The following is a 26,542-nucleotide window of genomic DNA, read 5'->3' as shown; positions in this document are numbered from 1 at the left end:
CAGGCATCGCTCGGCCATGAGCGGCGAAGTCCGACTATGCGGATCGTCTCGGACGCGCCCCACGCTGCGATGAGGCCACGGCGCCGGTCTGACGGCTCTCGATGACATCCCGCGTGCGCTGTGAAATCCGCGACGCGGCCTCCTTGATCGATTCAACGAGCCGGTCGAGATTGGCGAACTGCAGACGCGGCGTCGGCACGATCACCGCGAGCGCGCCGACCGCCTCCCCTGAGTCGTCGGTAAACAGCGGCGACGCCAGCGCCGAAATCCCGACTTCGAGTTCGTCTTTCGAGAGATAAAAGCCCGCGCGCCGAATCCTGAGCAGCGATCCGCGGAAGTCCTCGAGCGTCGTACCGAGTCCGCTCTGCGCGATGTCCTCGGCATATTGCTCGAACAACCCCGCGAGCTTGGCCTTGGGGAAGGTCGACAGGATCGCCTTCGACGCGGCACCGAGAAAAAGCGGACGTGGACGCCCGCGGCCGTATCGGAGGTCAAGCGATGCGTCGTGCGTCTCTCGATGGGTGTCGACAAGCTCGTTCCCGTACCACCGAGACATCACGGTGTCGAAGCCCGAATGCTCGCTCAGCTCGCGCATGATCGGCCGGCCGACGGCAAGCAGCGGATCGGACACGCGCAAGTGATAGTCGAGCTTGATGATGCGAGGCCCAAGCCCATAGTCCCCTCCCGCAAACCGCACGAGCAAGCCCGCGTCGACCAGCTCTCGCACATAGCGGTAAGCCGTCGGAATCGAGCAATCGAGTTCGGCGCCAACGTCTTCGGCGGACAGGAATAGCTTGTCCTCGGAAAAAAGATCGAGGATGGATAAGACTCTCGTAATGCTCGACATCTGGACAGTGAACCCTGTGGACGTGCGTGAATTATAGCCAGAGCGAGCGGCCGCCTGGTCGGCCCATTTGCACATGCAAAGCGCGCGCGAGGGTCGGACACTCCCCGCAGCATCACGCGAAGCCCGACCCCGATTCAAGCGACGACGCATTGCCCCTTGCTTTTCGTCACCTGATCACACAAGCCCCATGCGTTCCGCCATCTCCGCCTGCCAGACGCTTCGAGGCCGGAAACCAGGCAGGGTGCGCGCATGGCGCTCGACATCCGCCATCAGTTCGGCGTCCGGCCGGTCAAAGTCGACCGGCACACGCATCGGCTGGTCAACGTACCACGGCGTATCGATGAACAGTTCCAGCCGGTTGCCCTCCGGATCTCGTGCATAGATCGACACCGCATTACCGTGGGTCACGGGGCGGATCTCGTCGAGCCCCTCCGCCACAAACTTTTGGTGGAACTGCCTGAGCGTGGCAAGACTGTCCGCCTCCAGCGAAATCTGGTTGATCGGATTGAACGCCAGATGCACCGGGCGCCCGCTCGCAAGCACGATCTGGTGGTGTACCGCCGGATCGCGACTCAGAAATACCAAGCGCACTTCGCCACTCGGCGTCTGCAACTTGCCACGATCCGTCACGGTGAACTCCAACACCCGCGAATAGAAATCCTCGACCCGCGCCATGTCGTTCACATAGAACCCCATGTGGCTCAACGAGAGACCCTGCCGCTTCTGCTTCATCCCTTCCATGCCTGTCTCCGATAGTGATAAACCCTAACGAAAAACACGTTGTGTCATTCGTTAAATCTAGTTTATTCTCAAAATACGATAAACACACTACTTTTTTACGGCGGTGTGCGGATCAAAACTACCGTTATTTATCATCGGAGCATCAATGAAACTCGTCAGCTTCTCCACCTCTCAGGGTCCTTCGTTCGGCGTGGTTCGCGACGACGTCATCTTCGACCTGGGCAAGCGCCTTGATGGGCGCTTCGCGGACCTCAAGGCGCTGATTGCCGCCGACGCCTTCAGGGAAGCGGCTCAGGCCATCGAGGGCGCGCAGGCCGACTACGCGCTCGCAGACGTGGCGCTGCTGCCGGTCATCCCCAATCCTGAGCAGATCTTCTGCGTCGGCCTGAATTACGCCGAGCACGTCAAGGAAACGCATCGCGAAGTGACCGAACAGCCCGTGATTTTCATGCGGCTACCCGCCTCCCAGGTCGGCCACGCTCGGCCGATGCTGCGCCCGCCCGAGTCTCAGCAGTTCGACTACGAGGGCGAGATCGCGGTCATCATCGGCCGCGGCGGACGGCGCATCGCCGAAGCCGACGCCTGGCAGCACATCGCGGGCTACGCCTGCTACAACGACGGCTCCGTGCGTGACTGGCAGCGTCACACGACGCAGTGGGGGCCGGGCAAGAACTTCTATCGCACCGGCGCGTTCGGGCCGTGGATGGTCACGCGCGACGAGATCACGCCAAACGCGCTGATGACGCTCGTCACCCGTCTGAATGGGCAGGAGGTGCAGCGGGCAACCACGGAGATGCTCATCCACGGTATCGCCAAGCAGATTGCCTATCTCTCGACGTTCACACCGCTTTTCGCCGGCGACGTGATCGTGACCGGCACGCCGGGCGGCGTGGGTGCAAAACGTAACCCGCCGCTGTTCATGAAGCCGGGCGACGTGGTCGAAGTGGAAGTGGATCGCATTGGCGTGCTGCGCAATTCGATTGCCGACGAAGCGTAAAGGTCGTGGCCGGGTGCGGCACGCCGCGCCCGGTGTCTGAACAGCGGGAAACGAACATGTCAAATCAAACTATTCCAACGCCTACATGCGACTACGACGTCGCGATCATCGGCCTCGGCCCCACCGGCGCCACATTGGGTAATCTGCTTGCGATCCAGGGGTTGCGGGTGCTGGTGCTGGAGCGCGACAAAGACATCTTTGCGCTGCCCCGCGCGGTGCATTTCGATGGCGAATGCATGCGCGTGTTCCAGACGATCGGGATTGCGGATGCGCTGCTCCCCAACCTGTTCGTGGGCCCGGGAATGAAGTTCGTGAACGCGCAAGGCCAATTGCTGATCGACTGGCCACGTCCGACCCACATTGGCCCTCACGGCTGGTGTGCCAGCTACAAATTCCACCAGCCCGATCTGGAGAATGCATTGCGCGAGCGCCTCGCGCAGCAACCCAACGTTGAAGTCCGTCTGCGTCATGAGGTGTTTTCCCTCGATGAGACAGCCGACGGCGTTCAAGTCCGCTTCGAGGACACGCGTTGCGGCAAACTGGGACGCGCCACCGCACGATATGTCGTCGGGTGCGACGGCGCGCGCTCCATTGCGCGGCGCTTCATGGGCACCGAGCTGACGGATCTGAAATCGCACGAACGCTGGGTCGTGGTAGACGTGATGCTCAATGCGCCACGGCCTGAACTGGGCGACGTCTCGATTCAGTATTGCGATCCGGCGCGGCCGACCACTTATACGCGAGGCCCGGGCAACCGTCGTCGTTGGGAAATCATGGTGATGCCTGGCGACGATTCGACGCAACTCACGACCCCGGAATGGCTGTGGGACAAGCTCGCTCGCTGGATCTCGCCGGCCGATGCACGGCTCGAGCGCTCAGCCGTCTACACGTTTCACTCCGTCGTTGCCAACGGGTGGCGTCGTGGCCGGTTGCTTCTGGCGGGAGACGCCGCGCATCAAACGCCGCCCTTCATGGGCCAAGGCATGGCCGCCGGCATTCGTGACGCGTCGAATCTCGCATGGAAATTGGGGGCCGTGCTTCGCGGTGAAGCCTGCGACACGCTTCTCGATACCTATGAATCGGAACGCTCGCCGCACGTACGCGAATTCATCGAGACCGCCGTCCAGCTCGGCGCGGTCATTCAGACCACTCATCCTGAGCTTGCGAACGCTCGCGACGACGAGATGGCCGCAGCGATCCGCAATTTCGTCACGCCGCAACCAAAGCTTGGGCCGGGGGAGTGGGTGGACGACCCCTCGGGCACTGCGGGACAGATTGCCCCGCAGCCTCGCCTGAACGACGGACGGCGGCTTGACGACGTCGTCGGCTACCGATTCGCACTGGTTGCCTTACCGGAGCTGCTCAGCGAGTGCCCGGATCTGCCGGATCAGGCGGCCCGCGCGGATGTCGAACTGATCGCAAGCGACGAAGCCTCGATCCGCGAGTGGTTCCGGTCAACCGGCGCCGTCGCCCAATTGGTGCGCCCGGACCGCTACGTATTCGGTGTCGCGCCTGACAGGCATGCCCTGGCACAACTGTTTGAAGAGACACTGACTCATCGGCGCACGGCAAACGCCTGATCGGCCGCCATCGCGCACGCACACCCCTCGTTGGACAAAGAAGCCAACCCTTTCTGGAGACGTCATGGAGACAACCCGCAACCCTGTCGGCGAACTTGGCCGCTCACCCTCCGCCGGCCTGACACGGTCCCAATGGAAGATGATCCTCATCGCGAGCCTGGGCGGCTCACTGGAGTTTTACGACTTCATTGTGTACGGCTTTTTTGCGCAGTACATCGCCGCGCAGTTCTTTCCGAACGCGTCGGCGCTGTTGAGCATGCTCGCCGCCTACTCCGTGCTGGCCATCGGCTATGTGATTCGACCGCTCGGCGGCATCGTGCTGAGTAGCTGGGGAGATCGTTATGGCCGCCGGCCGGTCTTTCTCGGCTCCATCGTTGTCGTGACCACCGCGACGATTTGCCTGGGTCTGCTGCCGAACTATGCGCACTGGGGGATCACCGCGTCGATCCTGCTGATCGTCCTGCGCATGCTTCAGGGGTTCTGTGTCGGCGGGGAAATGCCCGGCGCCATTACGTACGCCGTGGAAGCCGCGCCGCATCGCGCCGGCCTGGCTGCCGGCGTCATCATCTGCGCGGTGAACGTGGGCGTGTTGCTTGCGACCATCGTCAATCTCGTCATCCAGAGTTCCCTGTCGAGCGCGGATGCCGCGGCGTATGGCTGGCGCGTCGCCTTTTTGTTCGGCGGCCTGTGCGGCATCGTGTCGTACTGGATGCGACGCAACCTCGACGAGTCGCCGGAGTTCAAGAAGATGCAAGGGGCCGTCATCAAGCAACCGTTTCGCGAAACGCTTCGGCACCACGGTAAATCGGTCGCCGCTGCCGCGCTTACGATCGCGGTCATGGCCGGTGTCAATGGCATCCTGTACGGACACATGCCGGCTTACCTCGTGCAACAACTTCACTATGCGCCCCGGACGGCGGCGATCGCCCAGAACGCCTATCTGATCGTCAGTTCGTTTGGCCTGCTCGCCGCGGGCTGGCTTGGCGACAAGGTGCCGCGCCGGTATCTTCTGCGTGCGTCGGCGTCGTTGCTGGTGGTATTGAGTTACCCGTTCTATTACGCGCTGGTCGGCCACACCGTGAATCTGGTGACCCTGTTCATCCTCGCGGGAGTGGTCTTCTCGCTCGCCAGCGGTACGTGGGCGTCCGTGCTTGCCGATCAGTTCCCGGTGCAGGTGAGGTTCAGCGGCATCGCACTTTCGTATAACGCCTCCGTCCTCGTCTTCAGCGGTTTCGCGCCGTTGCTGGCGACCATGCTGATCCGCGAGACCGGCTCACTGGCCGCACCGGCGTACTTCGTGATCGGCGCCTGCGCGATCGCGTTGCTCGCGAGCTTTGCCCTGCCCGCCAGCCAATCGACATCGCCACGCGCATTGCCGACGGACCGGCGCGGCGCCGAACCATCGCGCTGAACCTGCACCGCCGCACCGCCACGTGTACGGCGAAAGTCACTGATTGTGCCTTTCGCCGCCTGCACTCGCTCAGTCCGCGTGAGCCCGATCGAACGCCCACACTTCGGGGAAGCCCATCAACTCGCACATTTGCGAGAACGGATACAGGGCGTTGTCGATGCTCATCGTGCCCTTGCCGGCCTTGATCTGCGCGTACGCGTGCTCAAGGGCGCGCGCGGCGGCAAGGAAGCCCGTCGCCGGATAGATCGCGATGGAGAACCCGAGCGACTGCAATTGCGCCGGCGCCAACTGTGGTGTGCGTCCGCCCTCGACGATATTGCACAGCAACGGCACATCGAAGGATTTGCCGATCGTCTCCAGCTCCTCCACGCTCTCGGGCGACTCGATGAACAGGACATCGGCGCCCGCCTTCACATAGGCCTCGCCCCGGCGCAATGCCTCGTCCAATCCGAGCGACGTGCGGGCATCGGTACGCGCCACGATCTGGAAGTTCGCGTCGTCGCGCGTCTGCGCCGCGACCTGGATCTTCTTGACCATATCGCCGGCCGGAATCACGCGGCGACCCGGCGTGTGGCCGCACTTCTTCGGAAATTCCTGGTCTTCAAGCTGAATCCCTGCCGCCCCCGCCCGCTCGTAGCCACGCACTGTGTGCATGACATTGAGCAGTCCACCGTAACCGGTGTCGCCATCGCAGATCAACGGCGTGCGGCTGTTGCCGCAGAACGCCGTCACACGATTGACCATGTCGGTATAGGTTGCCAGGCCGGCATCGGGCACGCCCAGATACGAGGCCACCGTACCGAAACCGGTCATGTAGAGGCAGTCGAACTGCATCGCGTCAGCCATGGCGACCGAGATCATGTCGTAAATCCCCGGCGCGACCACAATGTCTTGCCGAGCCAGTTTCGCTTTGAGTTGACTACGTTTTTCTTGGGCGTTCATCACAATTCCAATAAGTCGGTGAAGCAAGATTTCCGACGCGCGGGGCGCTCGACCCACGCGTCGTTTCGAATCCGGACGCCGTATTGCGCCAGACGTCAGCGTTGCGATTTCCCGGAGAATTCCGACTCGCCGAGACCGGCCGTTCCAAGCCCGCCCGCGTTCGGTGCGATGTCCTCCAACGAGCGGCGGTTGGTCTCGATACCGAACAGCGCAAGCACGATCGACATGGCCGCCAGCACGCACGCAATCGTCGTGAGAACCTGCTGGATGCCGCCGGACGCGTAGAGTGCGACGACCATCTGCGGCGCGAGAATCCCGGCGATCCGGCCGGCACAGCCCGCCACACCATTGCCGCGCATGCGGTTCTCCGTCGCGAACAGTTCGGGGCAATAGGTTGCAATGCCGAGCGCGACCATCAGATAGGTCAGCGTGAACAGCAGGAAGCCGAGCGCGGTCGCCATCTCCACGCTGCTCGAGTGGCCATAGGCCCATCCCACCACCGCCGCGAGTGCCGACACCGCGATCATGCCGTTCTTGCGACCGATCCGGTCGGCCACGAGCACGCCCACCAGCGCGCCCGCCGGACCGCCGAGCGACATCAACGTGGTGTAGCCGAGCGACGACGCCATGCCGATCCCCTGCTTCATCAGGAACGTCGGCACCCAGACAATGAAACCGTAGATCACCACGTTGACACCGATCTGCACGCAGATCGCCACCACCGTTCGACGAATCTGCGAAGGTGTAAACAAGTCCAGCAGCGTGGTGGGTCGCGTGACGACCGGTGGCATCTGGCGCACCGGGGGCAATACGCCGCCGCGCGCGGACTCGGCTTCGGCCGCACGCAGGATCGCGTCGGCCTCGTCGAAACGTCCCTTCGATTCCAGCCAGCGCGGCGACTCGGGCATCTTGGCGCGCACGAACCACATGACCAACGCGCCCACGCCCACGATCGCGAACATCGCGCGCCAGCCCATCGAGGGAATGATCAGATAACCGAGGAACGTCGAGAAGAACAACGCCGAATTCGTGATCAGCGACAGGTAGGCCGACCACTTGCCGCGCACCGCGGGCGGCACGAATTCACCGAGCGAGCCGTAGCCAACCACGATCTCAGCGCCAAGCCCAAGCCCCATGAAGAAGCGACAGACGATCAGCCACGTCATGTTGGGCGCGAATGCACCGGCGAGCGACGCCAGACCAAAGATCGCCAGGTTGAACTGATAGGTGAACTTGCGTCCCTTGCGGTCACCCAGCACACCCGCCGTCAACGCGCCGAGCAGCATGCCGACGAAGGTCGCCGACAGAAACGTGGCGTTGAGCTGCATCGTCGACCATCCGCTCTTGGCCAGGGCCCCCAGCACGCCGCCAGCCAGATAGATGTCGAACGAATCGAGGAACATGCCGCCCCCGATCAGCCACAGGATCCGGCGATGGAACCCAGAAATGGGCAGCCGGTCCAGCCGGGGCCCCGCGTTTATCGAACTCAACATGCGCTGTCTCCTCCGTCGTTATCGACGTGATGTTTTCAGGTACTGCTGATGGAACCGGCTAATCCCCTGCCAACGCGGGCGCGACGGTGTCGCCCGCCGGCGTGCGTGATGCACGGCCCAGCACCACGCTCTGCGCCGCCGCGATATGGCAGCGCACGATCGCCTCGGCCCAGACGCCGTTGCGCTGTGCGAACGCGTCGACAATTTCGAGGTGCTGTCGTGCGCTGCGCTCGCGGTCTTCGGGGTTGTAGGTGTCGAACGTCCACTTGACGAGTGGCGTCTCTTTCATCGATTTGAGAGAGCGGTCGAGGCGGCCGTTGCCAGCGCCGCCGCTGATGATCGCGTGGAAGGCATCGTTAAGCGCAAACCAGCGTTCGGTCAGCGCCGCCGTCGGCGGCTCGCGCGCAATGTCGAACATCGTCACGGCCAGTTCGCGCAGCCGCGCGACATCGTCGTCGGTCGCCCGTTGCGCCGCACGCCCCGCCAGATACGGCTCGATCAGCAACCGAGCCTCGAAAATCTCGCGCGCGTCCTGCTCGGTCCACGCCCGCACACGTACGCCATAGTTGGGCACCGCTTCGACCCAGCCCTCCGCATCAAGCCGGCGCAAGGCCTCGCGCACCGGCGTGCGGCTCACGCCGAAGCGCTCCGCCAGTTGGGTCTCACGCAGATACTGCCCCGCGGCGTACTCATGTTCGGCCAGCGAGGTCTTGATGGCCAGGTAGACATCGGCCGAGGACAGGGTGAGCGGCGTAGACGACATTGTATGCAATGTTTTAATATTTACGAGATTGCCCGCTAACATCAGGCGAATTTTGTAAACATTGTATGCAATGTTGCGAATCGCTGGATCGGTAATTCCCCCTAGACAGGCCCACGGGGCGACAACGATGGCTTCGCTGCGCCCTTTTCAGGTTCCCGCGCCGCTGCGGACGCGGCGGCACGCGATGGCGACGCCGTTCAGCCCTTTGGGCGACGCAAATCGAACATCGGTCCGATCTCTGCATAGTCGCCGAGATAACCCGCGCGCATCACCGGATGCGCCTTCGCCGTATCGAAGATGCCGTCTTCGCGCAGATACTCGCGGCGGATGTGCACGCCGACGACCTGCCCCAGGGCGAGCCAGTTGTCCATCGGCTTGCCGTCGAGATTGTGCAGGCGCACGATCTGCAGCAACTTGCATTCGAGCGAGGCGGGCGACTCGGCCACATGCGGTACGTCCACATTGACGCCGGCGGCCTTCGTCAGCCCTGCCAGTTCGAACTCGTCGACGTCGTGCGGCACGGGGGCCGACGTCCGGTTCATCTGCGTGACGAGCGACTTGCTCGTGAAATTCCAGACGAACTCACGCGTGGCTTCGATGTTGGCAATCGAGTCTTTGTAGCCCTCGCTGCAGAACCCGACGATCGGCGGGAACGTCGCAAAAGCGCCGAAGAAGCTGTAGGGCGCGAGGTTGACCCGGCCGTGCGCGTCGCTGCTGGAGATCCAGCCGATGACGCGCGGCGCGACAATCGCCTTGAACGGATCGTGAGACAGACCGTGACCCTTGGCCGGGTCATAGAAGTGAACGTCGTTGGACATGAGGCAGTGAAGATCCACGTGAATGAATGTCCCACACGATATCGCATTGCCACAGACCGCAGGTCAACAGCCATCCAAACATTCACCAGGCGAAACAATCATTCCGACAGTCAAAACACTCCACGCTTCAGGCAACCGCCTCACCTACGCCCCGAATGCCGCATGAATAAAGGCTTGCGGCGCCGCCCGGGCGGTCTCCGGCGAGATTCACCGATTTATGCGACGATTGCCCGTGTTGCGTCGCGCAAGGCGACGCGTTTTTCATTGCACGCGCTACCACCGCGCAGACAGACCATGCCCGCCACACTCAAGATCGATTTTGTCTCCGATGTCGCCTGTCCCTGGTGCGCCATCGGCCTCGCCTCATTGAAGACGGCCCTCGGCCGTCTGGGCAACGAGGTCGACGCCGACCTACATTTCAGCCCCTTCGAACTCAATCCCGACATGCCGGTCGACGGCGTTCCGCTCGCCGATTACATGTCGCGCAAGTACGGCCTGTCGCCGGAACAGTTGGCACAGGATCAGGCCAACATTGGCGCGCGGGCGGCGGCCGAAGGGTTCCCGATGCGCATGGACCTGCGCACGCACGCCTACAACACGTTCGACGCGCATCGTCTGCTGCACTGGGCACAGACCGTCGACAACGACACGCAGCTCGCCCTGAAGGAAGCGCTGTTGCGCGCCTACTTCGTCGAGGGCAAGCGCACGAGCGACCCGGAAGTGCTCGTCGACGCCGCGCGGCAAGCCGGCCTCGACACGGCGCGTGCGCGCGAGATTCTCGCCTCCGACGAGTATGCGGAGCAGGTGCGCGCGCTTGAGCGCCACTACCAGAATCTCGGCATCCAGTCGGTGCCGGCGATCATCTTCAACAACCGGCATCTCGTGAGCGGCGGACAACCGCCGGAAGTGTTCGAACAGGCCATTCGTCAGATTCTGGCCGAGGGCTGATCCGTCATGTCGTCCCTGCCCCCGATCGCCGATACCGCGGCGGCCAGCGCCCCAGCGGCGGCGCACACGCACGAGCCGCCCGCCACCGGGCGCGGACTCGCCATGACGGCGATTCTGCTCGCCGTCTCGCTCGCCAGTCTCGACACGGCGATCGCCAACACGGCCCTGCCGCAGATGGCACTCGATCTGAAAACGACGCCGTCGGCATCGGTCTGGATCGTGAACGCGTACCAATTGGCGATGGTGGCGACCCTGCTTCCGTTCGCTTCGCTCGGCGAGCGCGTCGGGCACAAACGCGTCTTCATGTCGGGTGTGGCGGTGTTTCTCGTGGCGTCGCTGCTGTGCGCCCTGTCGCCGACGCTCGGCTTTCTCGCAGGCGCTCGCGTCTTGCAGGGCGTGGGGGCCGCTGCGGTCATGAGCGTGAACATCGCGCTTATCCGGTTCCTGTATCCGGCGCATCAACTTGGGCGCGGTGTGGGCCTGAACGCGCTGATCGTCGGTATTTCGTTCGCCATCGGGCCAACGTTGGCGTCGCTCGTCCTCGCGTTCGGGAGCTGGCCGTGGCTGTTCCTGATCAACGTGCCGACGGCGTTGCTGGCGCTGGCGTTCTCGCGCCGCAACCTGCCCGACACACCGCGCAGCGCGCACAAGCCAGACATGATTGCCGCATTGCTCAATGTGGCGACGTTTGCGCTGCTGATCTTCGCGCTGAGTCAAAGTGCACAACGGGCCGATTGGCGTCTGACGGTGACGTGCTTCGTGGGCGCGATTGTGTTTGGCTGGGCCTTGATTCGCCGTGAGCGTGGCCATCGCGCGCCGATGCTGCCAGTCGACTTGCTGCGTCTGCCCGCCTTCGCGCTCTCTACGCTCACGGCCATCTGCGCGTTTGCGACGCAGGGGCTGGGACTCGTGTCGTTACCGTTCTATTTCGAGAACGTGCTGCATCGCAGTCCTATCGAGACAGGTTTTCTGATGACGCCATGGCCGTTTTTCGTGGCCGCGATTGCGCCCTTGGCGGGACGCCTGTCCGACCGTTATCCGCCCGGCGCGCTGGGCGCGATTGGCCTGGCGATGCTGAGCGCGGGCATGGGGTTGCTGGCGATCATGCCCGAACACGCGCAGCTGTGGGATATCGGCTGGCGGATGGCGTTGTGCGGTCTGGGGTTTGGTTTCTTCCAGTCGCCGAATCTGAAGGCGTTCATGCACAGCGCACCGCCGGAGCGCAGTGGCGGGGCAAGCGGCATGGTGGGAACGTCGCGACTGCTGGGGCAAGCGACGGGCGCTGCACTCGTGGCCCTGGCGTTGGGCATCGCAGGCGCCCAAGGTTCGTTGTGGGCGTTGGCGTGGGGTGCGGCGTTCTCGGCCGCAGGCTGTCTTGCGAGCGGCCTGCGCTTGGTGCGCAGTCGGGCTTGATCGCGCACAGGAGAAACACGCCAGGGAACCGACGTGTTCCCCCTAGGCGATTCAGGAGGACGATTCGGTGACGCGTCGTTTGACCTTGATGTCCGCCACCGGGATCACCGCGGCCACCGCATCCCCGAGCAAGCGACGCAACTCGGTGGGTTGGCCGACCAGATCGGCCAACGTGTAGCGGTCGAGCACCGCAAAATAGGTGCGCAACGCCTCGCCCAGCACGCCGCGCAGGTTGCACGCCGACGTGATGACACAGGCGTTATCGCCTTGGTGGAAGCACTCGACCATCGCGAAGTCGGGCTCCATCGCCCGCACCACTTCGCCAAGCCCGATGCGCTCCGGTGCGCGTCCCAGTCGAATCCCGCCCGAGCGCCCGCGCACCGTGTGCAAGTAGCCCAGTTGGCCGAGCTTCTGCACGATCTTCACGAGGTGGTTCTTGGGGATGTCGAACGCATCGGCCACGGCCTGCACGTGCACCAACTCGTCGGGGTGAACCGCGACGTAGATCAGAGTGCGCAAACTGTAATCGGTGTGGTCGGTGAGTCGCATTCGACGGGGAAGCGCTGCAGGAACGGGGCAGGCGGCACCGGGTGCCGCCTGCAACTATCGCGAACCAGTTTAACATGGCTTTCATAGGCATCTTATGCTGCGCCGAAGCCATGCGCCGCCGGTATGCCTCGACTCGCCAAGGGATCGCCTTACCAGCGCACGGTCATCCCGCCCATCCAGGAATAGTCATACGTCTGCGGATTGAGGCCGCGTCGATAGCCGACGTCCAGATCCAGCCACGACTTCGGGCTGTAGATCGCACCGAGAATCATGAACGCCGGGTGCGTCCGCCGCGTGAAGTCGGGGTTCTGCGAAGTGCCCACATCCAGAATAAGCTGCGTTGTCGGCAACACGCGATACAGCACCGCCCCGGAAACCTTCCACAATGACTGGCGATCGCCTTGGCGGTTCGGCTGATAAGCGGCCCCGGCGTTGAACAGAAACGTCCATTTGTCGATTTCGTATTGCGTGAGCAACGTCGCGCCGGCGTTCACCCGACCGCTGCCAAGCCCGCGCTGGTCGTTGCCCGTCGGAAAGCTCAGGTACGGCTTGAGGCCGATGCTGAACGCCCCGTCGTCGTACATCCGCCACTTGGCGCCCGTCTCCACATCGCCAACACCATTGCCGGCGGCGTCCGAGCGGTTTTGAAGGTGCGTATAGGGCACGTCGACATACAGATCGAGCGCCTCTCCCACCCCTCGGGTGAGCGTGCTGTTCCAGAGCGTCTGGCGGCCGATTTCCGGCTGCTTCGACGTCACTTCGCCATTCGTCTCGAACTGCCAGTTGCCGTCGCCCTGCGTGCCGGTATCGTCGGACACCAGCGGATGGGCGGCGAAGGCGCTGAGCGGACAGAGCAGCGCCAGAGACATCAGTTGCTTCTTCATGAGTCGTTCTCTTGCTTACGGGTGCCGCCCCGGCGCGGCGAGCGGCGGGGCGGGCGTGTGTGATTGTCGGCTCCCGCCCGGCCGGGCGGGAGCGTTGTATGAAATCAATGGCGGTAATGATTCGGCCGTCTCGGCTGACACGGCCGATACCCGATCAGAACCAGCGGCCAAAGCGGCGGATGTAGATCGTCTTCACCACTTGGGCGAGAGCGATGTAGCCGAGCATGGTCGCGGCGAGCCAGTAGAAGTACGTCCCCGGCAGGGCCACGAAGCCCAGCGCTTCGGCAAAGGGCGAGTAAGGCAGCCAGCAGGCCAGCGCGATCGCCACCGTCGTCGACAGCATGATCGGCAGCGCCGGCGTGCTTTGCAGGAACGGGATCTTCTGCGTGCGCAGCAAGTGAACGACCAGCGTCTGCGACACCAACCCTTCGACGAACCAGCCCGAGTTCATGATGACCTGCCCCGCATCGCCGCCATGCGCGTGATACAGCGCGCCCGCACCGAACACCGTCCACATCAGCGCATAGGTCGTGATATCGAACACCGACGAGGTCGGTCCGAGCCACAGCATGAAGCGCCGGATGTTGCCCGCGTCCCACTTGCGCGGCTTCTTGAGGAATTCCGGATCCATGCGATCCCATGGCAGGAACATTTGCGAGATGTCGTACACAAGGTTCTGCACGAGCAATTGCATCGCGAGCATCGGCTGCCACGGCAGGAATGCGCTCGCCACCAGCACCGAGAACACGTTGCCGAAGTTCGAGCTGGCCGTCATGTTCAGGTACTTGAGGATGTTGCCGAAGGTCTCGCGGCCCTTGATGACGCCCTCCTCCAGCACCATCAGGCTCTTTTCGAGCAGGATGATATCGGCGGTTTCCTTGGCGATATCGGCACCGGTATCCACCGAGATGCCGACGTCGGCATCGCGCAGCGCCGCGGCGTCGTTAATGCCGTCGCCCAGGAAGCCCACCGTGTGACCGTTGGCCTGCAAGGCCTTGACCACGCGCGCCTTGTGCAGCGGTGCGAGCTTGGCGAACACAGTCGTGCGACCGACCGCCTCGCGCAGCGTGGCGTCGTCCATCGGTTCGATGTCCGTGCCGAGCAGCGGCGTGCCGGGTTCCAGGCCGACCTGACGGCACACGTTGATCGTGACGATCGGGTTGTCGCCGGTCAGCACCTTCACCGTCACGCCATGCTCGCGCAGTGCGGCAATGGCCGGGGCGGCCGAGTCCTTGGGCGGATCGAGGAAGGTCAGAAAGCCGCAGACCGTCAGTCCCGCTTCGTCGGACGTTTTGTACTGCGTCTTCGTCTCGCCTGCCGGGATGTCGCGCGTCGCCACGACGAGCACGCGGAACCCGTCGGCGTTGTATGCCTCGGCGCGCGCCAGCAGGATGGCACGAGCCGCATCGTCGAGCGCGCGCACGCCCTGGGGGGTCTGCACGTGCGTGGAGACGGACAGCATCTCCTCGACGGCGCCCTTGGTAATCATCAGGTGCTCGCCGTGCGCGTCGGCCACCACCACCGACAGGCGCCGGCGCACAAAGTCGAACGGCAATTCGTCGATCTTGGCGAAGTCGCGCGGTTGCACCGCCTCGCCGATCTCGTTGGCACGGCGGATGATCGCGACATCGATCAGGTTGCGCTGGCCACTCTGGTGATAGCTGTTGAGCCAGCCCAGACGCAACACGTCTTCGCGCTCGTCGCCCGCCACATCGAGATGTTGTTCGAGAATGATGCGGTCCTGCGTGAGCGTGCCAGTCTTGTCGGTGCACAGCACGTCCATGGCACCGAAGTTCTGCACCGAGTTCAGGCGCTTGACGACCACCTTGCGGCGCGACATCGCCATGGCGCCGCGCGCCAGGTTGGCGCTCACGATCATCGGCAGCATTTCCGGCGTCAGACCGACGGCCACGGCCAGCGCGAACGTCAGCGCGCTCACCCAGTCGCCCTTGGTCAGACCGTTGATCATGAAGACGACCGGCACCATCACCAGCATGAAGCGAATGAGCAGCCAGCTCACGCTGTTCACGCCGCGATCGAAGCTCGTCTCGACCCGCTTGTGACTCACTACGTTCGTTGCCAGCGCGCCGAAATACGTGTCGCCCGCCGTGGCGACGACCACGCCGGTGGCCGTGCCGCTGACCACGTTTGTGCCCATGAAGCAGATATTGGACAGATCGAGCAGGTTCGCATTGCCCTGCCCGGCCGTCGTTTCGGCGGACTTTTGCGCGACGGCACCCAGCGTGTCGTACTTCTCGACGGGCAGCGCTTCGCCCGTGAGGACCGCCTGACTGATGAACAGGTCGCGCGATTCGATCAAACGCAGGTCGGCCGGGATCATGTCGCCCGCCTGGAGCGTCACGATGTCGCCCACCACCAGCTCGCGCATGGCGACCTCGTGACGCTCCGGCTCGCCCGTCGCCGTCACACGGCGGCGAACGCTGGCCGTGGTGCACACCATCGCCTTGAGCTTCTCGGCCGCGCGCAGCGACCGGAACTCGGAGAAAAAGCGCAACAGGCCGCTGATCGTCACCATCGTGAGCAGGATGGAGATGCCCATGTAGTCTTCATCGCCCGGATCGGCGAAGTAGACGTCGGTGAAATAGCTGACGGTGGCGAGCGCCAGCAGGACCATCACGAAGGGGTTCTTGAAGGCGCCGAACAATTGCACCGCCCAGTGCGGCGGCTTGTCGTGCGCGATTTCGTTAGGGCCGTAGCGGGTCTGGCGCTGACCGACGTCGGCGAGCGTGAGCCCTTTCAGGTCGGTGTCGAGGGTGTGCAGGACGTCCTGCAGCGGCTCATTGGCGAGTCGGGCAACGACGTCGGGGCCGACGGGCGGCAAGTCTGAGGATGTCGAGCGTTCGACGAAGCCGCGCTGCTTGCGGCGCGAGTGAAGGTGCTTGTTCATGACGAATTCCTGGCGCGGCTTACGCGGGTATGGCGGCCGGCCGGTCTCGTCAGGCGCTACCGGAGGTCATGTCTCCGAAAAAAACGCGCGAACGTATCCAGCCGCGCCGCGCGGCGCGCGGTCGGTGATGGTGAAAAGATTTGGGGATCGCCCGTCGGAACCCTACGTGCCAAGCACAGGGTCCCGACGGGCCTCATTCGGCTACTTCCATCTTCCATATTGGACTCCTTACATTTTTATTTTCGGTACACCGGCGGGCACTGGCGCTCTGTCTGGCAAGAAACACCGTTGCGACAGGGACGACGGAATCAGCCGTGTGTGGACCTGGCGCCAGCGCTCGCGTGTCGGGCGGCATCGTCGGACCAGTACACGCGGCGCACGCTGCGCTCGCCGGACAGGCGCATGACGAGCGAAGTGAGCGACGCGCGCGAAGCGGCCGGACAGTCGAGCGTGACGGTGGCCGAGGCTTCGTCGCGATCGCTCCAGCGTGTGATGCTGACGCGCGTGGCACGCAGGCCGAGGGCAGTGAGATCGATGAACATCTGCTTGCGCAATGCCCCAAGGGCATCGGCCAGGCAGACGATGGTCAGACGCGACACCGGGGTGGGGAGCGTCGGCGGGCTCTGGAAAGCCTGAAAAGTTTGCAACGTTTGACTAGCGCGCATGATTTCCTCGCATGGCTGCGAATCGTCCTTACCGCGCACGGCACGGACGGCCGGCCGGTGCGGGCGCTCCGTTGCGATGCCAAACGCATGCGCAAGACGACAACGCCCCTCACGGGCACAACAGTGAAATTTCTGCGGGAATTGCGCCGGAGCGGTCACGCTCAAGACGAGCGTTCGGTGGCGCTAGACACCGCATCCTGCATGAGGACGCGGCACAGGGAATGGCTGTGGATCCTCAGGCAATCAGTCGATCAAAGGTCGACTACTACTGGCATCGGAATTCACGGACAAACCCCTTAAGTGGAAGACAGGGCGGATGGTAACTGCTGCCAAATTGCAACGTCAAGCACAAATTGCTGCGCCGCACACCAGATGGGAACTTGCCCATGACGCTCGGCGTTTCCTTCGAAGTGAAGCGCGCGACGGGCCCGCCACAGATCAGGCGTTTTGGCCGACGTATGACTAACACCCGCCTCGCGGGCAGGATGTGCGTGTCCATTGTGAAGCGCGTCGCGACGCTGCGCGACATGGGCTTACTCGTTCTCTTCGAAGTAATGTCCGAACTTGACCTGCTTTGTGCGGATATAACGTTCGTTCTCTTCGCGCATCGGGATGTCGAGCGCCACGCGCTCGCACACCGGGATACCGTGCTTCGCGAGCGTGTCGAACTTCTTCGGATTGTTGCTCATGAGGCGCACCGAACGCACGCCGAGAATGCGCAGAATCGCGGCTGCCGAGTCGTATTCACGGGCGTCGTCGGGCAAGCCCAAATCGAGATTGGCCTCGACGGTGTCGCGGCCCTGTTCCTGCAGCAAATACGCGCGAATCTTGTTGCTCAGGCCAATACCGCGCCCTTCGTGGCCCCGCAGGTACAGCATCACGCCGCGCCCTTCCTCGGCAATCTTGCGCATCCCCGCATCGAGTTGCTCTCCGCAATCGCAGCGATAGGAACCGAAGACGTCCCCCGTCAGGCATTCGGAGTGCAGACGCACGAGCGTGGGCGCATCGCCGCCGACATCGCCCATGACCAGCGCGAGGTGCTCGTTGTCGCTGCCCTTGACGCGAAACGCGTGAGAGATGAAGGTGCCGTATCGGGTCGGCAGGGTCGCCGTTGCGACAAGCTCGACGCATTCGCCAGCGTCGCACGCGGGCGTGGCAGAGGCAGTACCAGGGGACTTCATGTTGACGTTCAAACAGGCCGAAATTGGGGAGTCGCCCGCCACCGGATGGCGGGGCGTGCGCTAGAAGTGTAACGCCATTTCCGAATTTCGGCCCGCAACGGCATGCAACACACCGTTTCACGGCGCCTGATCATCGGCTGACAACCGGCCAGCGTCGATCTAACGTATTTCGCGCTGCGGCGCGTCGTGCACTGGGTCAGCTACGGCGCCGTGTCGTGTCGCGCCGCGCCGACCCGGCAAGGACGCCAACGAGACCATCGTGCCCCCATTGCGCCAGCCGTCACGATGTTACGATGCCCGAGCGCACCGTCATGCCTGCGACACCGGTCAATGCTTCCGCGCCTTCGGTTGCGTCACCGATCGCGCCACTCCCTCTGCCCCATGATCGATATCACCGTGCTTCCCTACTTTCTGGTCACCGTCGCCGTGCTCGTTGCGATTCCGGGACCGAATACGATCTACATCGCGACGGCGAGCGCCAGCCAGGGATTTCGCTTCGGGTTGGCGTCGTGCTTTGGTGTGATGCTGGCCACGCTTGTCCACGTTGCCCTCGCGGCGGGCGGATTGACCGCCCTGTTGCTGGCCTCCCCACTGCTGTTCAGCGTGATCAAGTCGCTCGGCGCGGCCTATCTCATCTTTCTCGGCGTGAAGGCCATGCGCAGCCAACCCGCGGCGCTCGGCACCGCGCCGCTGCCGCCAGCACGCATGCTCGGCACATCGATCAAGAAAGGCTTTCTCGTCAATCTGCTCAATCCGAAGACGGGGCTCTTCATCGCCGCCTTCCTGCCGCAATTCGTGAACCCCGAGTCTGGCCATGTGCCGCTGCAGATCGCGACGCTCGGCGTATTGCTCGTGTGCGTCGGTGCGTTGAGCGACATCACTTACGCGGCACTCGCGCGCACCATCGGCAAGGCGCTCACCCGCCGGCGCGCAAAGCCCGGGGCCGGGAAGTATGTGACCGGTCTGCTGTACATCAGCCTTGGCGTCGCTGCGCTGGCAACGTCGAACGGTTCAACGCGGTAACGCCGCTTCCCTCGCGCTCCGGGACCTTCCCCGCCCCGCCGCCCTGCTGCCTGCCCCCCCCGCAGACACCTTTCATTTTTGTAATCTCCCAGTAACGATCGGGTCAGCCCCCGCACCGCAAAATGCCTTCAACGCTGAGACGCCAACGTCACGGCGGGACCGGCCGGCGCGAAGTGTTCGCGTTGGCACTCACAACCAAACCGTTGAGGCAAAACATCATGAAATCGATCGTAAAGTCCGTCATCGTCGCTTGCGCGCTCGCCATCCCCGCCCTGTCGTTTGCTCAGGCATCGCCGACAACACGTGCAAGCGTTGAGCATGAGCTCGTTCAGATGGAGAACGCTGGCTATGTTCCCTCCGCGAGCAACACTCACTATCCGGACAACATTCAGGCTGCAGAAGCCATGCTGCAATCGCAACCCCACACCGCGAGCGCGTCGAGCCTTGGCTCGACACCGCAAGTCCTTAGCCAGCAAAGCACGAACGACGCGGCGGCGACGTACGTTGGCTCGTGATCGTGTCGCGAGTTGATGCGCACGGCGAACGGTCACCGGCGGCAATGGAAATTGCACCGTGGCTCGTCCGCCGTGCCGCACGGCTCGTCAACAGGTCAGGCGCCGCGAAGCCGCTCGCACGTGACAACGCGCCGACACAACGCCCGGAGCGGACTATCGCCGATATGGCATTCAAGACGCGTTCCGCGTTCGGCTATCATGGGCAAGCGTAGCGTCGGCCAATGCGGCGCGACGCGCCTATTCCGAGGCGACAAAGCATGCGCGTTCTGTTGATTGAAGATGAACCGAAGACCGGCGCCTACCTGAAAAAGGGATTCGAGGAATCCGGCATCTCGTTGGATTTGGCAACCGATGGCGCGCAAGGGCTCCTGCTTGCGCAGGAAGAGGAGTACGACGTCATCATTCTGGACGTCATGCTTCCCGTCATGGACGGATGGGCCGTGGTCAAACGCCTTCGCGCGACCAAGGGAACGCCCGTGTTGTTTCTCACGGCGCTGGACGACGTCCACGATCGGGTTCGCGGCCTCGAGGCCGGGGGCGACGACTATCTCGTCAAACCTTTCGCCTTCGTTGAGCTGCTGGCCAGGGTCCGTACGCTTGCCAGGCGGGGGCCTCCGCGAGACTCGGAAACGCTGCGCGTCGGGGATCTGGAGATCGACCTGCTGCGCCGGCGTGTCAAACGGGCCGGCCATCGGATCGAACTTACGCCGCGCGAGTTTGCCTTGTTACAACTGCTCGCGGGCCGACAAGGTGAAGTGCTCACGCGTACGCAAATCGCCTCGTATGTCTGGGACATGAACTTCGACAGCGACACCAACGTCGTCGAAGTTGCCATTCGCCGGTTACGGTCGAAAATCGACGATGACCAAGCGCTAAAGCTGATACATACCGTGCGTGGCGTAGGGTATGTGCTCGAGGTCCGAGACGAATCATGATTCGCCGTTCCCTCGCCGCAACGCTGGCCCTGTCGTTCGGCGTCACACTACTTGCCGTTTTTGTCCTCGTGGGATGCTACCTATATGTAGCGCTGGACCGTCAGGTCAAGACGGAGCTCGACTCGGATGTCGTACTGGCCAGCCGTCACGTGCGACGTCTGGCGTCTGAACTCGAGACCAAGGACGATGTGAAGTCGCACACGCCCCGCTTGGTGAGTGCCGTGCTGGGCGATCGCGCCTTGTCCCTCGTGCTGTTCGACCCGAAAGGCGATCGACTCCTCTCCTATGGCCCGAACCAGGTCATCGACGACCTGGATTCCGCACCGGACAAAGGCGTCCGGCTCGACCCTGCCACCATACCGTTGCAGCAGGCGCGCGTGTCCGACAACGCCAAGATCGCCTCGTCGGATGTCGTCGCGTGGACAACGGATCAGAAAATCCCGGTCAGGAGCGTTGCATTTGACGTTCAGCTTCGCGACGGCACCCGTTTGAACGGGATCGTGGTTCGCGATGTCAGGGCCCCGCTCCGGTTGCTGGACAAATACCGGGATCAGCTCACCATGGCGGGCATCGTCGGCAGCCTGGTCACGATGCTTGCCACCTATCTGTTGATTCAATTTGCCCTTCGGCCGCTACGCCAAATGACCGCTGACGCCACCGACATTACTGCGACCCGTCTCGATGCCCGCCTGCAGGTCGTGCAATCGCCAACGGAACTCAGCGCGTTGGCAATGTCGCTCAATCGAATGCTGGCGCGCCTCGAGGAAGGGTTTCAGCGACTGTTCCAGTTCACGGCGGACCTCGCCCATGACATGCGAACGCCCATTGGCAACATCAAAGGGGCGACAGAGGTCGCCCTTCGTCGACAGCGTAGCGTCGACGAATATGAAAATTTGCTGGCGTCGAATCTCGAGGAGTGCGACCGCCTGTCGCGGATGATCGAGAACGTGCTGTTTCTCGCACGAGCGGAGCACCCCCAATTCATTACCCATATGCAAGTGTTCAATGTTGCCGACGAACTCGGGAACATAGCCGGCTATTTTGAAGGGTTGGCAGACGAGGCCGGGTCGGCGATTCACGTGTCAGGCCGCGCCGATACGATGCTGAAAGCCGATTTGGAATTGTTCCGCAGAGCCGTGGGGAACCTGCTCGCCAATGCGATCCGGCATACCCATGTCGGCACGATTGAAATTTCCGCCGAGGTCAAGGCAGGCCGAGTCGACGTATCCGTGTCCAACCCCGGCGTCGCGATCGACGATGAAGATATCGAACGCATTTTCGACCGCTTCTACCGGGGGGACAAATCACGTCGGCAGCCGTCGGGCGTCGGCACCAGCGGCGCTTCGGCCGGGTTGGGGCTCGCCATTGTGCAAACGATCATGGGGCTTCACGACGGGCGCGTCGCCGTCACGAGCCGCGACGGCAGAACGACATTCTGCCTGTCGTGGCCCCAACGGTGACGGTGTTTTTGCCGGGCAACCTCCGGCATCAAACGTCCCGTGCCCCGGGCGCTTCAAGCATCCGGCTCACGGCGAGCGGCAGCCCCGCGTGCGGCTTCGCTGGCGGGCGCTGAAAACTGCCCAGGCGCGCCACGCCCGGCTGCAATGCCACCAGCGACTCGCAATGCCGGACCGCGCTGGAAACGCCATCGACGACCGGCACCGGAATGCGATCGCGCAATGTCCTCGCCAGTCCTGCCAGCGGCGCGCCCGCCACCACGATCACGTCTGCGCCGTCTTCCTCCACGGCTTGCCGACTCAGTTCGATGAGGCGCTCCGCATGGTCCTCCTGCACGGTCGCAATATCGCGCAACGGCGACGTCAGGCTGCGAATGCTGGCGAGCCGCGACGTCAGCCCGTTCGCTTCGACACACTCCCGATACCAGGCTTGAATCCGGTGCGAGATGGCAATGATCGAAAAGCGCGCGCCGAGCAGGCACGCGCTCGCCAACGCCGCTTCGGTCATGCCGACCACCGGCACGTCGAATAGCTCCTTGATCCCCCCTAACCCCGGGTCGCCGAACGCCGCCACCACGAGACCATCGAACGTGCCCGCCTGTTCTGCAGCAGCACACGCCGTGGCGTAGCCGCCGACGAGCGCTTCGAAACGCGTCTCGATGTAGGCAACGCCGAACGACGCCGTCGCGAAGGCGAGCGTCGTTTGCGGCGATGCGGCGCGACGGGCTTCGGCTTCGATCAGCCCCGTCACGCTCGTCGAGATATTGGGATTCACTACAAGTAAGCGCATGAAATCTCCTGCCACTGTCGTTGTTTTGCGTCACACCAGCGACGGCGCGTCTGCGGGCAGAAAGCGCCCGCGCCCGGCAGCCGGCGCCAGATATTGCCCACTGGCGACGAGTTGTTCGCCACGCGAGAAGCAGTGCACCGGCCAACCGACGACCTCGCGCCCCTCGTACGGCGTGTAGTCGACGGCATGATGCAGTTGGGTGTTGCGAATCGTCGTGCGCATCTCCGGGTCCCACAGCACGATGTCGGCGTCCGCACCCACGGCGATGGTGCCCTTGCGCGGATACAGACCGTAAAGCCGCGCCGGACGGTAGGACGTCAGCTCGACGAACTGATGAATCGACAGGCGCCCGCGATGCACGCCATCGAACAGCAAGGGCAGGCGCGTCTCAATGCCGGGAATGCCGTTGGGGATATGCTCGAACGACTGCGGCTTGCCGCCCGGCTTCTTGCCTTGCGGATCTTCATAGTTGAACGGCGCGTGATCCGACGAGAACACCGAGAACACGCCTTGCTTCAACGCCTTCCACACGGCCTCCTGGTTGTCGGCATCGCGCGGCGGCGGACTGCAAACGCATTTGGCGCCCGCGTAACCGTCATCGCCCGGATGATTCATGTCCTCGGCGCTCAGATACAGATATTGCGGGCAGGTCTCGGCCAGAATCTGCATGCCACGGCCCTGTGCCCAGCGAATCTGACCGATGGCATCCTTGCCCGAGACATGAACAATCAGGATCGGCACGTCGACCAGTTCGGCGAAGGTGATCGCGCGGTGCGTGGCTTCGCGCTCGACGGCCGCCGGCCGCGCGAGGCCATGGAACTTCGGCGCAATGCGACCCTGCCCGACGAGCTTGTCCGTCAGCCATGCGATGCAATCCGAATTCTCCGCATGCACCATCACCAGCGCGCCATGCTCGCGGGCCACGGACAGCACTTCCAGAATCTCGCGGTCCGAGAGCTTCAGATCGTCGTAGGTCATGTAGATCTTGAACGACGTGTACCCTTCGCGAATCAATTGCGGCAGCTCTTCGCGGAGCACCTTCTCCGTTGGGTCCGCAACGATCAGATGGAACCCGTAGTCCACCACCGCGCGCCCTTCCGCGCGGCGGTGATAGTCGTCGACGGCTGCGCGTAGCGAACCGCCCTTCTCTTGCGCGGCAAACGGGATCACCGTCGTCGTGCCGCCGCACACGGCGGCGCGAGTACCGGTGAAGAAGTCATCGGCCATGCGCAGGCCGTCCGGCATCGGCTGGTCGAGATGGCAGTGGCCGTCGACACCGCCAGGCAGCGCGAGCAATCCCGAGGCGTCGACCTCACGCGCACCGCTGGCCAGGTTCCGGCCCAGCGCGGCGATCACGCCGTCGCGCACGCCGATGTCGCAAGTAAAGCGATCGGCGGCCGTGACCACGTCAGCGTGCCGAATGACCAGATCGAAGGTGTCGCTCATCGTCTTACTCTCCTTGCTGGAACAGTTGACCCCAGTCGCTCAGGGCGCGCGTGTCGACGCCGGCGAGCCGCAGCGACTTCCAGAGCACCGTCGAGATGGTGTCGTACACGGGAATGCCGGTCTTGGCTTCCAGCGCGCGGGCGAGCGGCGCGGCGTGCAGGTTGGTGCAGAACGTGGTGATGGCTTGCGGGCGCGCTTGCGCCACCTCGTTGACGAGTGCCTCCAGCGTCTGCGCGCTGACCTCGGAAAACTCGAAGTTCTTGCTCAGCCCCAGATGGCGCTCTGCCGTGCAACGAATGCCTTGACGCGCATAGTTCGCAACGATGCGTTGCTGCACATCTTCCAGATACGGCGTCACGAGACCGAGCTCGGTCACGCCGGTCCGCGCGAGGATCTCGTTGAGCGCCAGCACGGACGTGGTGGCGGGAATGCCTGTCGTTTCGGTGATCTGTCGGCACAGCGCCTCGTCGGTCTCGAAGCCCAGCCACCCGGCAGACGTACCGTTCCACGCAATGACATCGACTTCGGCGTCGGCGAGGAGCCGCGCCGCGTCGAGAATCTTTTCCAGGTCGAATTGGCCGAGCGCGTTCTCGCCGAGAGAAATCTGCGTGACGCGAAAGCGGGAGAAATGGACAGAGACATGATCGAGGTCAGCCACCATCGCGCTGGTAATCGGTTCCAGCGCGGTGTTGGAAGACGGCGTGAGCATGCCAAGCAATTTACGTTTTTGGGTCGTCATGGTCGTACCAAAAATGCGATGACCGGCCGCCTGGGCGGCGTGCCGATCAAGGGAGAAACGTGTATCCGATGAATCAAACCGGAAGCTTGCGTTCGTAGTCGATCAGCGTCGAGCAGATGAACAGCCCGACACCGGCGGCCGCGAAGAACATCAGCGCAAGGAAATACGAACCGGTGGTCTGCACGATCACGCCGACGATCAGCGGCACACTGATGCCCCCGATGTTGCCGCCGAGATTCATCACCCCGCCGAGGAACCCGACCTTGTTGCGCGTGCCGAGAATGGACGGAATGCACCAGTACAGGCCACACCAGCGCAGGAAGAAGAGCGTCGAGGACAGCAGCACCACGGTGATGACATCGCTCTTCACATACGCCACGGAGAAGATCGATGCGGTCGCGATCACGGCGGCAATGCCGAAGAGGGTACGCATGACCTTGTTGGGTGAGCCGCCCGCGGCCTTCCACTTGTCGCCGACCCAGCCGCCGAACAGCTCGCCGATAAAGCCGCAGAAGAAGATGATGAAGCTGGCGCCGCCCATTTGCTTGATATCGAACCCGTGAACCTTGTGGAGGTAGTTCGGCATCCAGGTCAGCAGCCCGTAGAAGACCGTGTTGAAGCACATCCAGCCCAGCGCCATGCACCACACGGAACGGTATTTGAAGAAATCGAGCGAACGACCGGAGAGGTTGGCCGGTTCGGCGCGGTGCTCGTTTGCTTGCGCTTCCTCGATGTAGGTCGCCTCTTCGTCGTTCACGCCCGGGTGTTCGCGCGGGGTGTTGCGAATGTAGCGCCAGGCGACGTAGCCGGCGAGCACGGTGCCAACGCCCGCGACGACGAAGGCCAGACGCCATGAGCCAAGCATCGTGATGAGCCAGGTGATGATGATGGCACCCAGGGCGGCGCCCAGCGGCGCGCCGCCGTCGAGCAACGTGGCGCCGCGCCCGCGTTCATACTGCGTCATCCAGATGGCATTCAACTTGCCGCCTGCCGGATAGATCGGTGCCTCGGCCGCGCCGAGCCCGAAACGCGTGAGCAGCAACGACGTGGCATTGGTGCACAGGGCGGCCGCCGCCTGAAAGATGCCCCAGAAGACCGTGGCCAGCGCGATCACGATGCGCGGCTTGTGTTTGTCGGCCAGCATACCGCCCGGAATCTGCATGACGGCATACGTCCAGAAGAATCCGCTCAGGATCAACCCTTCCATCGCGGGCGTGAGGTCGAACTCCTTCGAGATCAGCGGCATGGCCACCGACAACGACGCCCGATCGATGTAGTTGATCGAGATCAGACACAGCATCAAGAAAAAAATCTTCCAGCGCACAGCGCTCTTCGTGCCTGCCATAGCGGCAACCCTGCCTGTCGACTGCATGGTGAATCTCCAGAGTAGATGACTTACATAGCTTTCGTCGCGACTTGAGAGTGAGTATAGAATCTGTAATCTGTAATTACAATATTGGTAAATAATTGATTTCATTGAAATCTATTCTAGGGATT

24 protein-coding genes are annotated in these 26,542 nt (G+C 63.3%); 9 read left to right on the top strand and 15 right to left on the bottom strand.

The window, feature by feature from the left end; translation table 11 throughout:
• Window positions 1-34: 34 nt before the first annotated feature.
• Together OYT13_RS07495 and OYT13_RS07490 are read right to left on the bottom strand one after the other, a co-directional pair.
• The gene (locus tag OYT13_RS07495; RefSeq protein WP_017232397.1) at window positions 35-847 is read right to left on the bottom strand and encodes an IclR family transcriptional regulator; all 813 of its coding nucleotides are present in this window, start codon (window positions 845-847) and stop codon (window positions 35-37) included.
• Window positions 848-1,021: 174 nt separating this feature from the next.
• Window positions 1,022-1,588, bottom strand: a complete 567-nt coding sequence (locus OYT13_RS07490; RefSeq protein WP_268567551.1) for a VOC family protein — start codon at window positions 1,586-1,588, stop codon at window positions 1,022-1,024.
• A 145-nt stretch (window positions 1,589-1,733) separates the two neighbouring features.
• On the opposite strand from OYT13_RS07490, the gene OYT13_RS07485 reads away from it, so the two are divergent.
• The 3 genes from OYT13_RS07485 (at window position 1,734) to OYT13_RS07475 (ending at window position 5,576) form a co-directional block, all read left to right on the top strand.
• Window positions 1,734-2,585, top strand: coding sequence for a fumarylacetoacetate hydrolase family protein (locus OYT13_RS07485; protein ID WP_261938837.1), 852 nt, complete (start codon window positions 1,734-1,736; stop codon window positions 2,583-2,585).
• A 56-nt stretch (window positions 2,586-2,641) separates the two neighbouring features.
• A complete protein-coding gene (gene mhpA / locus OYT13_RS07480; protein WP_268567550.1) occupies window positions 2,642-4,165 on the top strand; it encodes a bifunctional 3-(3-hydroxy-phenyl)propionate/3-hydroxycinnamic acid hydroxylase MhpA in 1,524 nt (507 codons plus the stop codon).
• A 64-nt stretch (window positions 4,166-4,229) separates the two neighbouring features.
• Window positions 4,230-5,576, top strand: coding sequence for an MFS transporter (locus OYT13_RS07475; protein ID WP_268567549.1), 1,347 nt, complete (start codon window positions 4,230-4,232; stop codon window positions 5,574-5,576).
• Between the two features lie 69 nt (window positions 5,577-5,645).
• Here the strand turns inward: OYT13_RS07475 and OYT13_RS07470 are convergent, their stop codons facing one another.
• The 4 genes from OYT13_RS07470 to OYT13_RS07455 form a co-directional block, all read right to left on the bottom strand.
• The gene (locus OYT13_RS07470; RefSeq protein WP_261938840.1) at window positions 5,646-6,518 is read right to left on the bottom strand and encodes an isocitrate lyase/PEP mutase family protein; all 873 of its coding nucleotides are present in this window, start codon (window positions 6,516-6,518) and stop codon (window positions 5,646-5,648) included.
• Window positions 6,519-6,613: 95 nt separating this feature from the next.
• Window positions 6,614-8,011: an MFS transporter gene (locus tag OYT13_RS07465; protein ID WP_017232403.1), complete on the bottom strand. Its 1,398-nt coding sequence runs from the start codon at window positions 8,009-8,011 to the stop codon at window positions 6,614-6,616.
• 58 nt (window positions 8,012-8,069) lie between these two features.
• On the bottom strand, window positions 8,070-8,774 hold the full coding sequence (locus tag OYT13_RS07460; protein ID WP_261938841.1) for a GntR family transcriptional regulator: 705 nt from the start codon (window positions 8,772-8,774) through the stop codon (window positions 8,070-8,072).
• 197 nt (window positions 8,775-8,971) lie between these two features.
• Window positions 8,972-9,592 carry a flavin reductase family protein gene (locus OYT13_RS07455; protein ID WP_261938842.1) on the bottom strand — a complete coding sequence of 207 codons (621 nt, stop codon included), beginning with the start codon at window positions 9,590-9,592 and terminating at the stop codon, window positions 8,972-8,974.
• 294 nt (window positions 9,593-9,886) lie between these two features.
• Here OYT13_RS07455 and OYT13_RS07450 point away from each other — a divergent pair, with 294 nt between their 5' ends.
• Window positions 9,887-10,540, top strand: a complete 654-nt coding sequence (locus OYT13_RS07450) for a DsbA family oxidoreductase (protein WP_268567548.1) — start codon at window positions 9,887-9,889, stop codon at window positions 10,538-10,540.
• Between the two features lie 6 nt (window positions 10,541-10,546).
• Window positions 10,547-11,953 carry an MFS transporter gene (locus tag OYT13_RS07445; RefSeq protein WP_017232407.1) on the top strand — a complete coding sequence of 469 codons (1,407 nt, stop codon included), beginning with the start codon at window positions 10,547-10,549 and terminating at the stop codon, window positions 11,951-11,953.
• A 51-nt stretch (window positions 11,954-12,004) separates the two neighbouring features.
• On the opposite strand, the gene OYT13_RS07440 is transcribed toward OYT13_RS07445, so the two are convergent.
• The 5 genes from OYT13_RS07440 to ribA form a co-directional block, all read right to left on the bottom strand.
• Window positions 12,005-12,502: an Rrf2 family transcriptional regulator gene (locus OYT13_RS07440; protein WP_017232408.1), complete on the bottom strand. Its 498-nt coding sequence runs from the start codon at window positions 12,500-12,502 to the stop codon at window positions 12,005-12,007.
• 149 nt (window positions 12,503-12,651) lie between these two features.
• A complete protein-coding gene (locus OYT13_RS07435; RefSeq protein ID WP_268567547.1) occupies window positions 12,652-13,386 on the bottom strand; it encodes a transporter in 735 nt (244 codons plus the stop codon).
• 154 nt (window positions 13,387-13,540) lie between these two features.
• On the bottom strand, window positions 13,541-16,294 hold the full coding sequence (mgtA, locus tag OYT13_RS07430; protein ID WP_268567546.1) for a magnesium-translocating P-type ATPase: 2,754 nt from the start codon (window positions 16,292-16,294) through the stop codon (window positions 13,541-13,543).
• Window positions 16,295-16,602: 308 nt separating this feature from the next.
• The gene (locus OYT13_RS07425) at window positions 16,603-16,959 is read right to left on the bottom strand and encodes a hypothetical protein (protein WP_268567545.1); all 357 of its coding nucleotides are present in this window, start codon (window positions 16,957-16,959) and stop codon (window positions 16,603-16,605) included.
• Window positions 16,960-17,492: 533 nt separating this feature from the next.
• Window positions 17,493-18,140 (bottom strand): GTP cyclohydrolase II, encoded by a 648-nt coding sequence (gene ribA / locus OYT13_RS07420; RefSeq protein WP_017232419.1) that lies wholly within the window; start codon window positions 18,138-18,140, stop codon window positions 17,493-17,495.
• 396 nt (window positions 18,141-18,536) lie between these two features.
• On the opposite strand from ribA, the gene OYT13_RS07415 reads away from it, so the two are divergent.
• From OYT13_RS07415 to OYT13_RS07400, 4 genes are all read left to right on the top strand, one after another.
• Window positions 18,537-19,163, top strand: a complete 627-nt coding sequence (locus tag OYT13_RS07415; protein WP_268567544.1) for a LysE family translocator — start codon at window positions 18,537-18,539, stop codon at window positions 19,161-19,163.
• Between the two features lie 218 nt (window positions 19,164-19,381).
• A complete protein-coding gene (locus OYT13_RS07410; protein ID WP_017232421.1) occupies window positions 19,382-19,678 on the top strand; it encodes a DUF4148 domain-containing protein in 297 nt (98 codons plus the stop codon).
• A gap of 257 nt (window positions 19,679-19,935) precedes the next feature.
• Window positions 19,936-20,613, top strand: a complete 678-nt coding sequence (locus OYT13_RS07405; protein ID WP_130025430.1) for a heavy metal response regulator transcription factor — start codon at window positions 19,936-19,938, stop codon at window positions 20,611-20,613.
• Window positions 20,610-22,073 carry a heavy metal sensor histidine kinase gene (locus OYT13_RS07400; RefSeq protein WP_268567543.1) on the top strand — a complete coding sequence of 488 codons (1,464 nt, stop codon included), beginning with the start codon at window positions 20,610-20,612 and terminating at the stop codon, window positions 22,071-22,073. The genes OYT13_RS07405 and OYT13_RS07400 overlap by 4 nt, the downstream gene beginning before the upstream one ends.
• 28 nt (window positions 22,074-22,101) lie before the next feature.
• Here OYT13_RS07400 and OYT13_RS07395 read toward each other — a convergent pair whose 3' ends face one another.
• The 4 genes from OYT13_RS07395 to OYT13_RS07380 all read right to left on the bottom strand — a co-directional run bounded on the left by OYT13_RS07395 (window position 22,102) and on the right by OYT13_RS07380 (window position 26,417).
• The gene (locus tag OYT13_RS07395; protein ID WP_017232424.1) at window positions 22,102-22,860 is read right to left on the bottom strand and encodes an aspartate/glutamate racemase family protein; all 759 of its coding nucleotides are present in this window, start codon (window positions 22,858-22,860) and stop codon (window positions 22,102-22,104) included.
• Between the two features lie 30 nt (window positions 22,861-22,890).
• The gene (gene hydA, locus OYT13_RS07390; RefSeq protein ID WP_017232425.1) at window positions 22,891-24,306 is read right to left on the bottom strand and encodes a dihydropyrimidinase; all 1,416 of its coding nucleotides are present in this window, start codon (window positions 24,304-24,306) and stop codon (window positions 22,891-22,893) included.
• A gap of 4 nt (window positions 24,307-24,310) precedes the next feature.
• Window positions 24,311-25,045, bottom strand: coding sequence for a maleate cis-trans isomerase family protein (locus tag OYT13_RS07385; RefSeq protein ID WP_017232426.1), 735 nt, complete (start codon window positions 25,043-25,045; stop codon window positions 24,311-24,313).
• Between the two features lie 73 nt (window positions 25,046-25,118).
• Window positions 25,119-26,417: an MFS transporter gene (locus tag OYT13_RS07380; protein ID WP_261938851.1), complete on the bottom strand. Its 1,299-nt coding sequence runs from the start codon at window positions 26,415-26,417 to the stop codon at window positions 25,119-25,121.
• Between the last annotated feature and the right edge of the window lie 125 nt (window positions 26,418-26,542).

Source organism: Pandoraea sp. XJJ-1 (genome assembly GCF_026802345.1).
GTDB lineage: Bacteria > Pseudomonadota > Gammaproteobacteria > Burkholderiales > Burkholderiaceae > Pandoraea > Pandoraea cepalis.
The sequence above is the reverse complement of the archived record's forward strand: the minus strand, read 5'-3'. Positions and strand labels throughout refer to the sequence as shown.

Excerpts from the sequence above, each read along its gene's own strand:
- OYT13_RS07495 (WP_017232397.1), bottom strand. The coding sequence starts at position 847 with ATGTCGAGCATTACGAGAGTCTTATCCATCCTCGATCTTTTTTCCGAG.
- OYT13_RS07490 (WP_268567551.1), bottom strand. The coding sequence starts at position 1,588 with ATGGAAGGGATGAAGCAGAAGCGGCAGGGTCTCTCGTTGAGCCACATG.
- OYT13_RS07485 (WP_261938837.1), top strand. The coding sequence starts at position 1,734 with ATGAAACTCGTCAGCTTCTCCACCTCTCAGGGTCCTTCGTTCGGCGTG.
- mhpA (WP_268567550.1), top strand. The coding sequence starts at position 2,642 with ATGTCAAATCAAACTATTCCAACGCCTACATGCGACTACGACGTCGCG.
- OYT13_RS07475 (WP_268567549.1), top strand. The coding sequence starts at position 4,230 with ATGGAGACAACCCGCAACCCTGTCGGCGAACTTGGCCGCTCACCCTCC.
- OYT13_RS07470 (WP_261938840.1), bottom strand. The coding sequence starts at position 6,518 with ATGAACGCCCAAGAAAAACGTAGTCAACTCAAAGCGAAACTGGCTCGG.
- OYT13_RS07465 (WP_017232403.1), bottom strand. The coding sequence starts at position 8,011 with ATGTTGAGTTCGATAAACGCGGGGCCCCGGCTGGACCGGCTGCCCATT.
- OYT13_RS07460 (WP_261938841.1), bottom strand. The coding sequence starts at position 8,774 with ATGTCGTCTACGCCGCTCACCCTGTCCTCGGCCGATGTCTACCTGGCC.
- OYT13_RS07455 (WP_261938842.1), bottom strand. The coding sequence starts at position 9,592 with ATGTCCAACGACGTTCACTTCTATGACCCGGCCAAGGGTCACGGTCTG.
- OYT13_RS07450 (WP_268567548.1), top strand. The coding sequence starts at position 9,887 with ATGCCCGCCACACTCAAGATCGATTTTGTCTCCGATGTCGCCTGTCCC.
- OYT13_RS07445 (WP_017232407.1), top strand. The coding sequence starts at position 10,547 with ATGTCGTCCCTGCCCCCGATCGCCGATACCGCGGCGGCCAGCGCCCCA.
- OYT13_RS07440 (WP_017232408.1), bottom strand. The coding sequence starts at position 12,502 with ATGCGACTCACCGACCACACCGATTACAGTTTGCGCACTCTGATCTAC.
- OYT13_RS07435 (WP_268567547.1), bottom strand. The coding sequence starts at position 13,386 with ATGAAGAAGCAACTGATGTCTCTGGCGCTGCTCTGTCCGCTCAGCGCC.
- mgtA (WP_268567546.1), bottom strand. The coding sequence starts at position 16,294 with ATGAACAAGCACCTTCACTCGCGCCGCAAGCAGCGCGGCTTCGTCGAA.
- OYT13_RS07425 (WP_268567545.1), bottom strand. The coding sequence starts at position 16,959 with ATGCGCGCTAGTCAAACGTTGCAAACTTTTCAGGCTTTCCAGAGCCCG.
- ribA (WP_017232419.1), bottom strand. The coding sequence starts at position 18,140 with ATGAAGTCCCCTGGTACTGCCTCTGCCACGCCCGCGTGCGACGCTGGC.
- OYT13_RS07410 (WP_017232421.1), top strand. The coding sequence starts at position 19,382 with ATGAAATCGATCGTAAAGTCCGTCATCGTCGCTTGCGCGCTCGCCATC.
- OYT13_RS07405 (WP_130025430.1), top strand. The coding sequence starts at position 19,936 with ATGCGCGTTCTGTTGATTGAAGATGAACCGAAGACCGGCGCCTACCTG.
- OYT13_RS07400 (WP_268567543.1), top strand. The coding sequence starts at position 20,610 with ATGATTCGCCGTTCCCTCGCCGCAACGCTGGCCCTGTCGTTCGGCGTC.
- OYT13_RS07395 (WP_017232424.1), bottom strand. The coding sequence starts at position 22,860 with ATGCGCTTACTTGTAGTGAATCCCAATATCTCGACGAGCGTGACGGGG.
- hydA (WP_017232425.1), bottom strand. The coding sequence starts at position 24,306 with ATGAGCGACACCTTCGATCTGGTCATTCGGCACGCTGACGTGGTCACG.
- OYT13_RS07385 (WP_017232426.1), bottom strand. The coding sequence starts at position 25,045 with ATGACGACCCAAAAACGTAAATTGCTTGGCATGCTCACGCCGTCTTCC.
- OYT13_RS07380 (WP_261938851.1), bottom strand. The coding sequence starts at position 26,417 with ATGCAGTCGACAGGCAGGGTTGCCGCTATGGCAGGCACGAAGAGCGCT.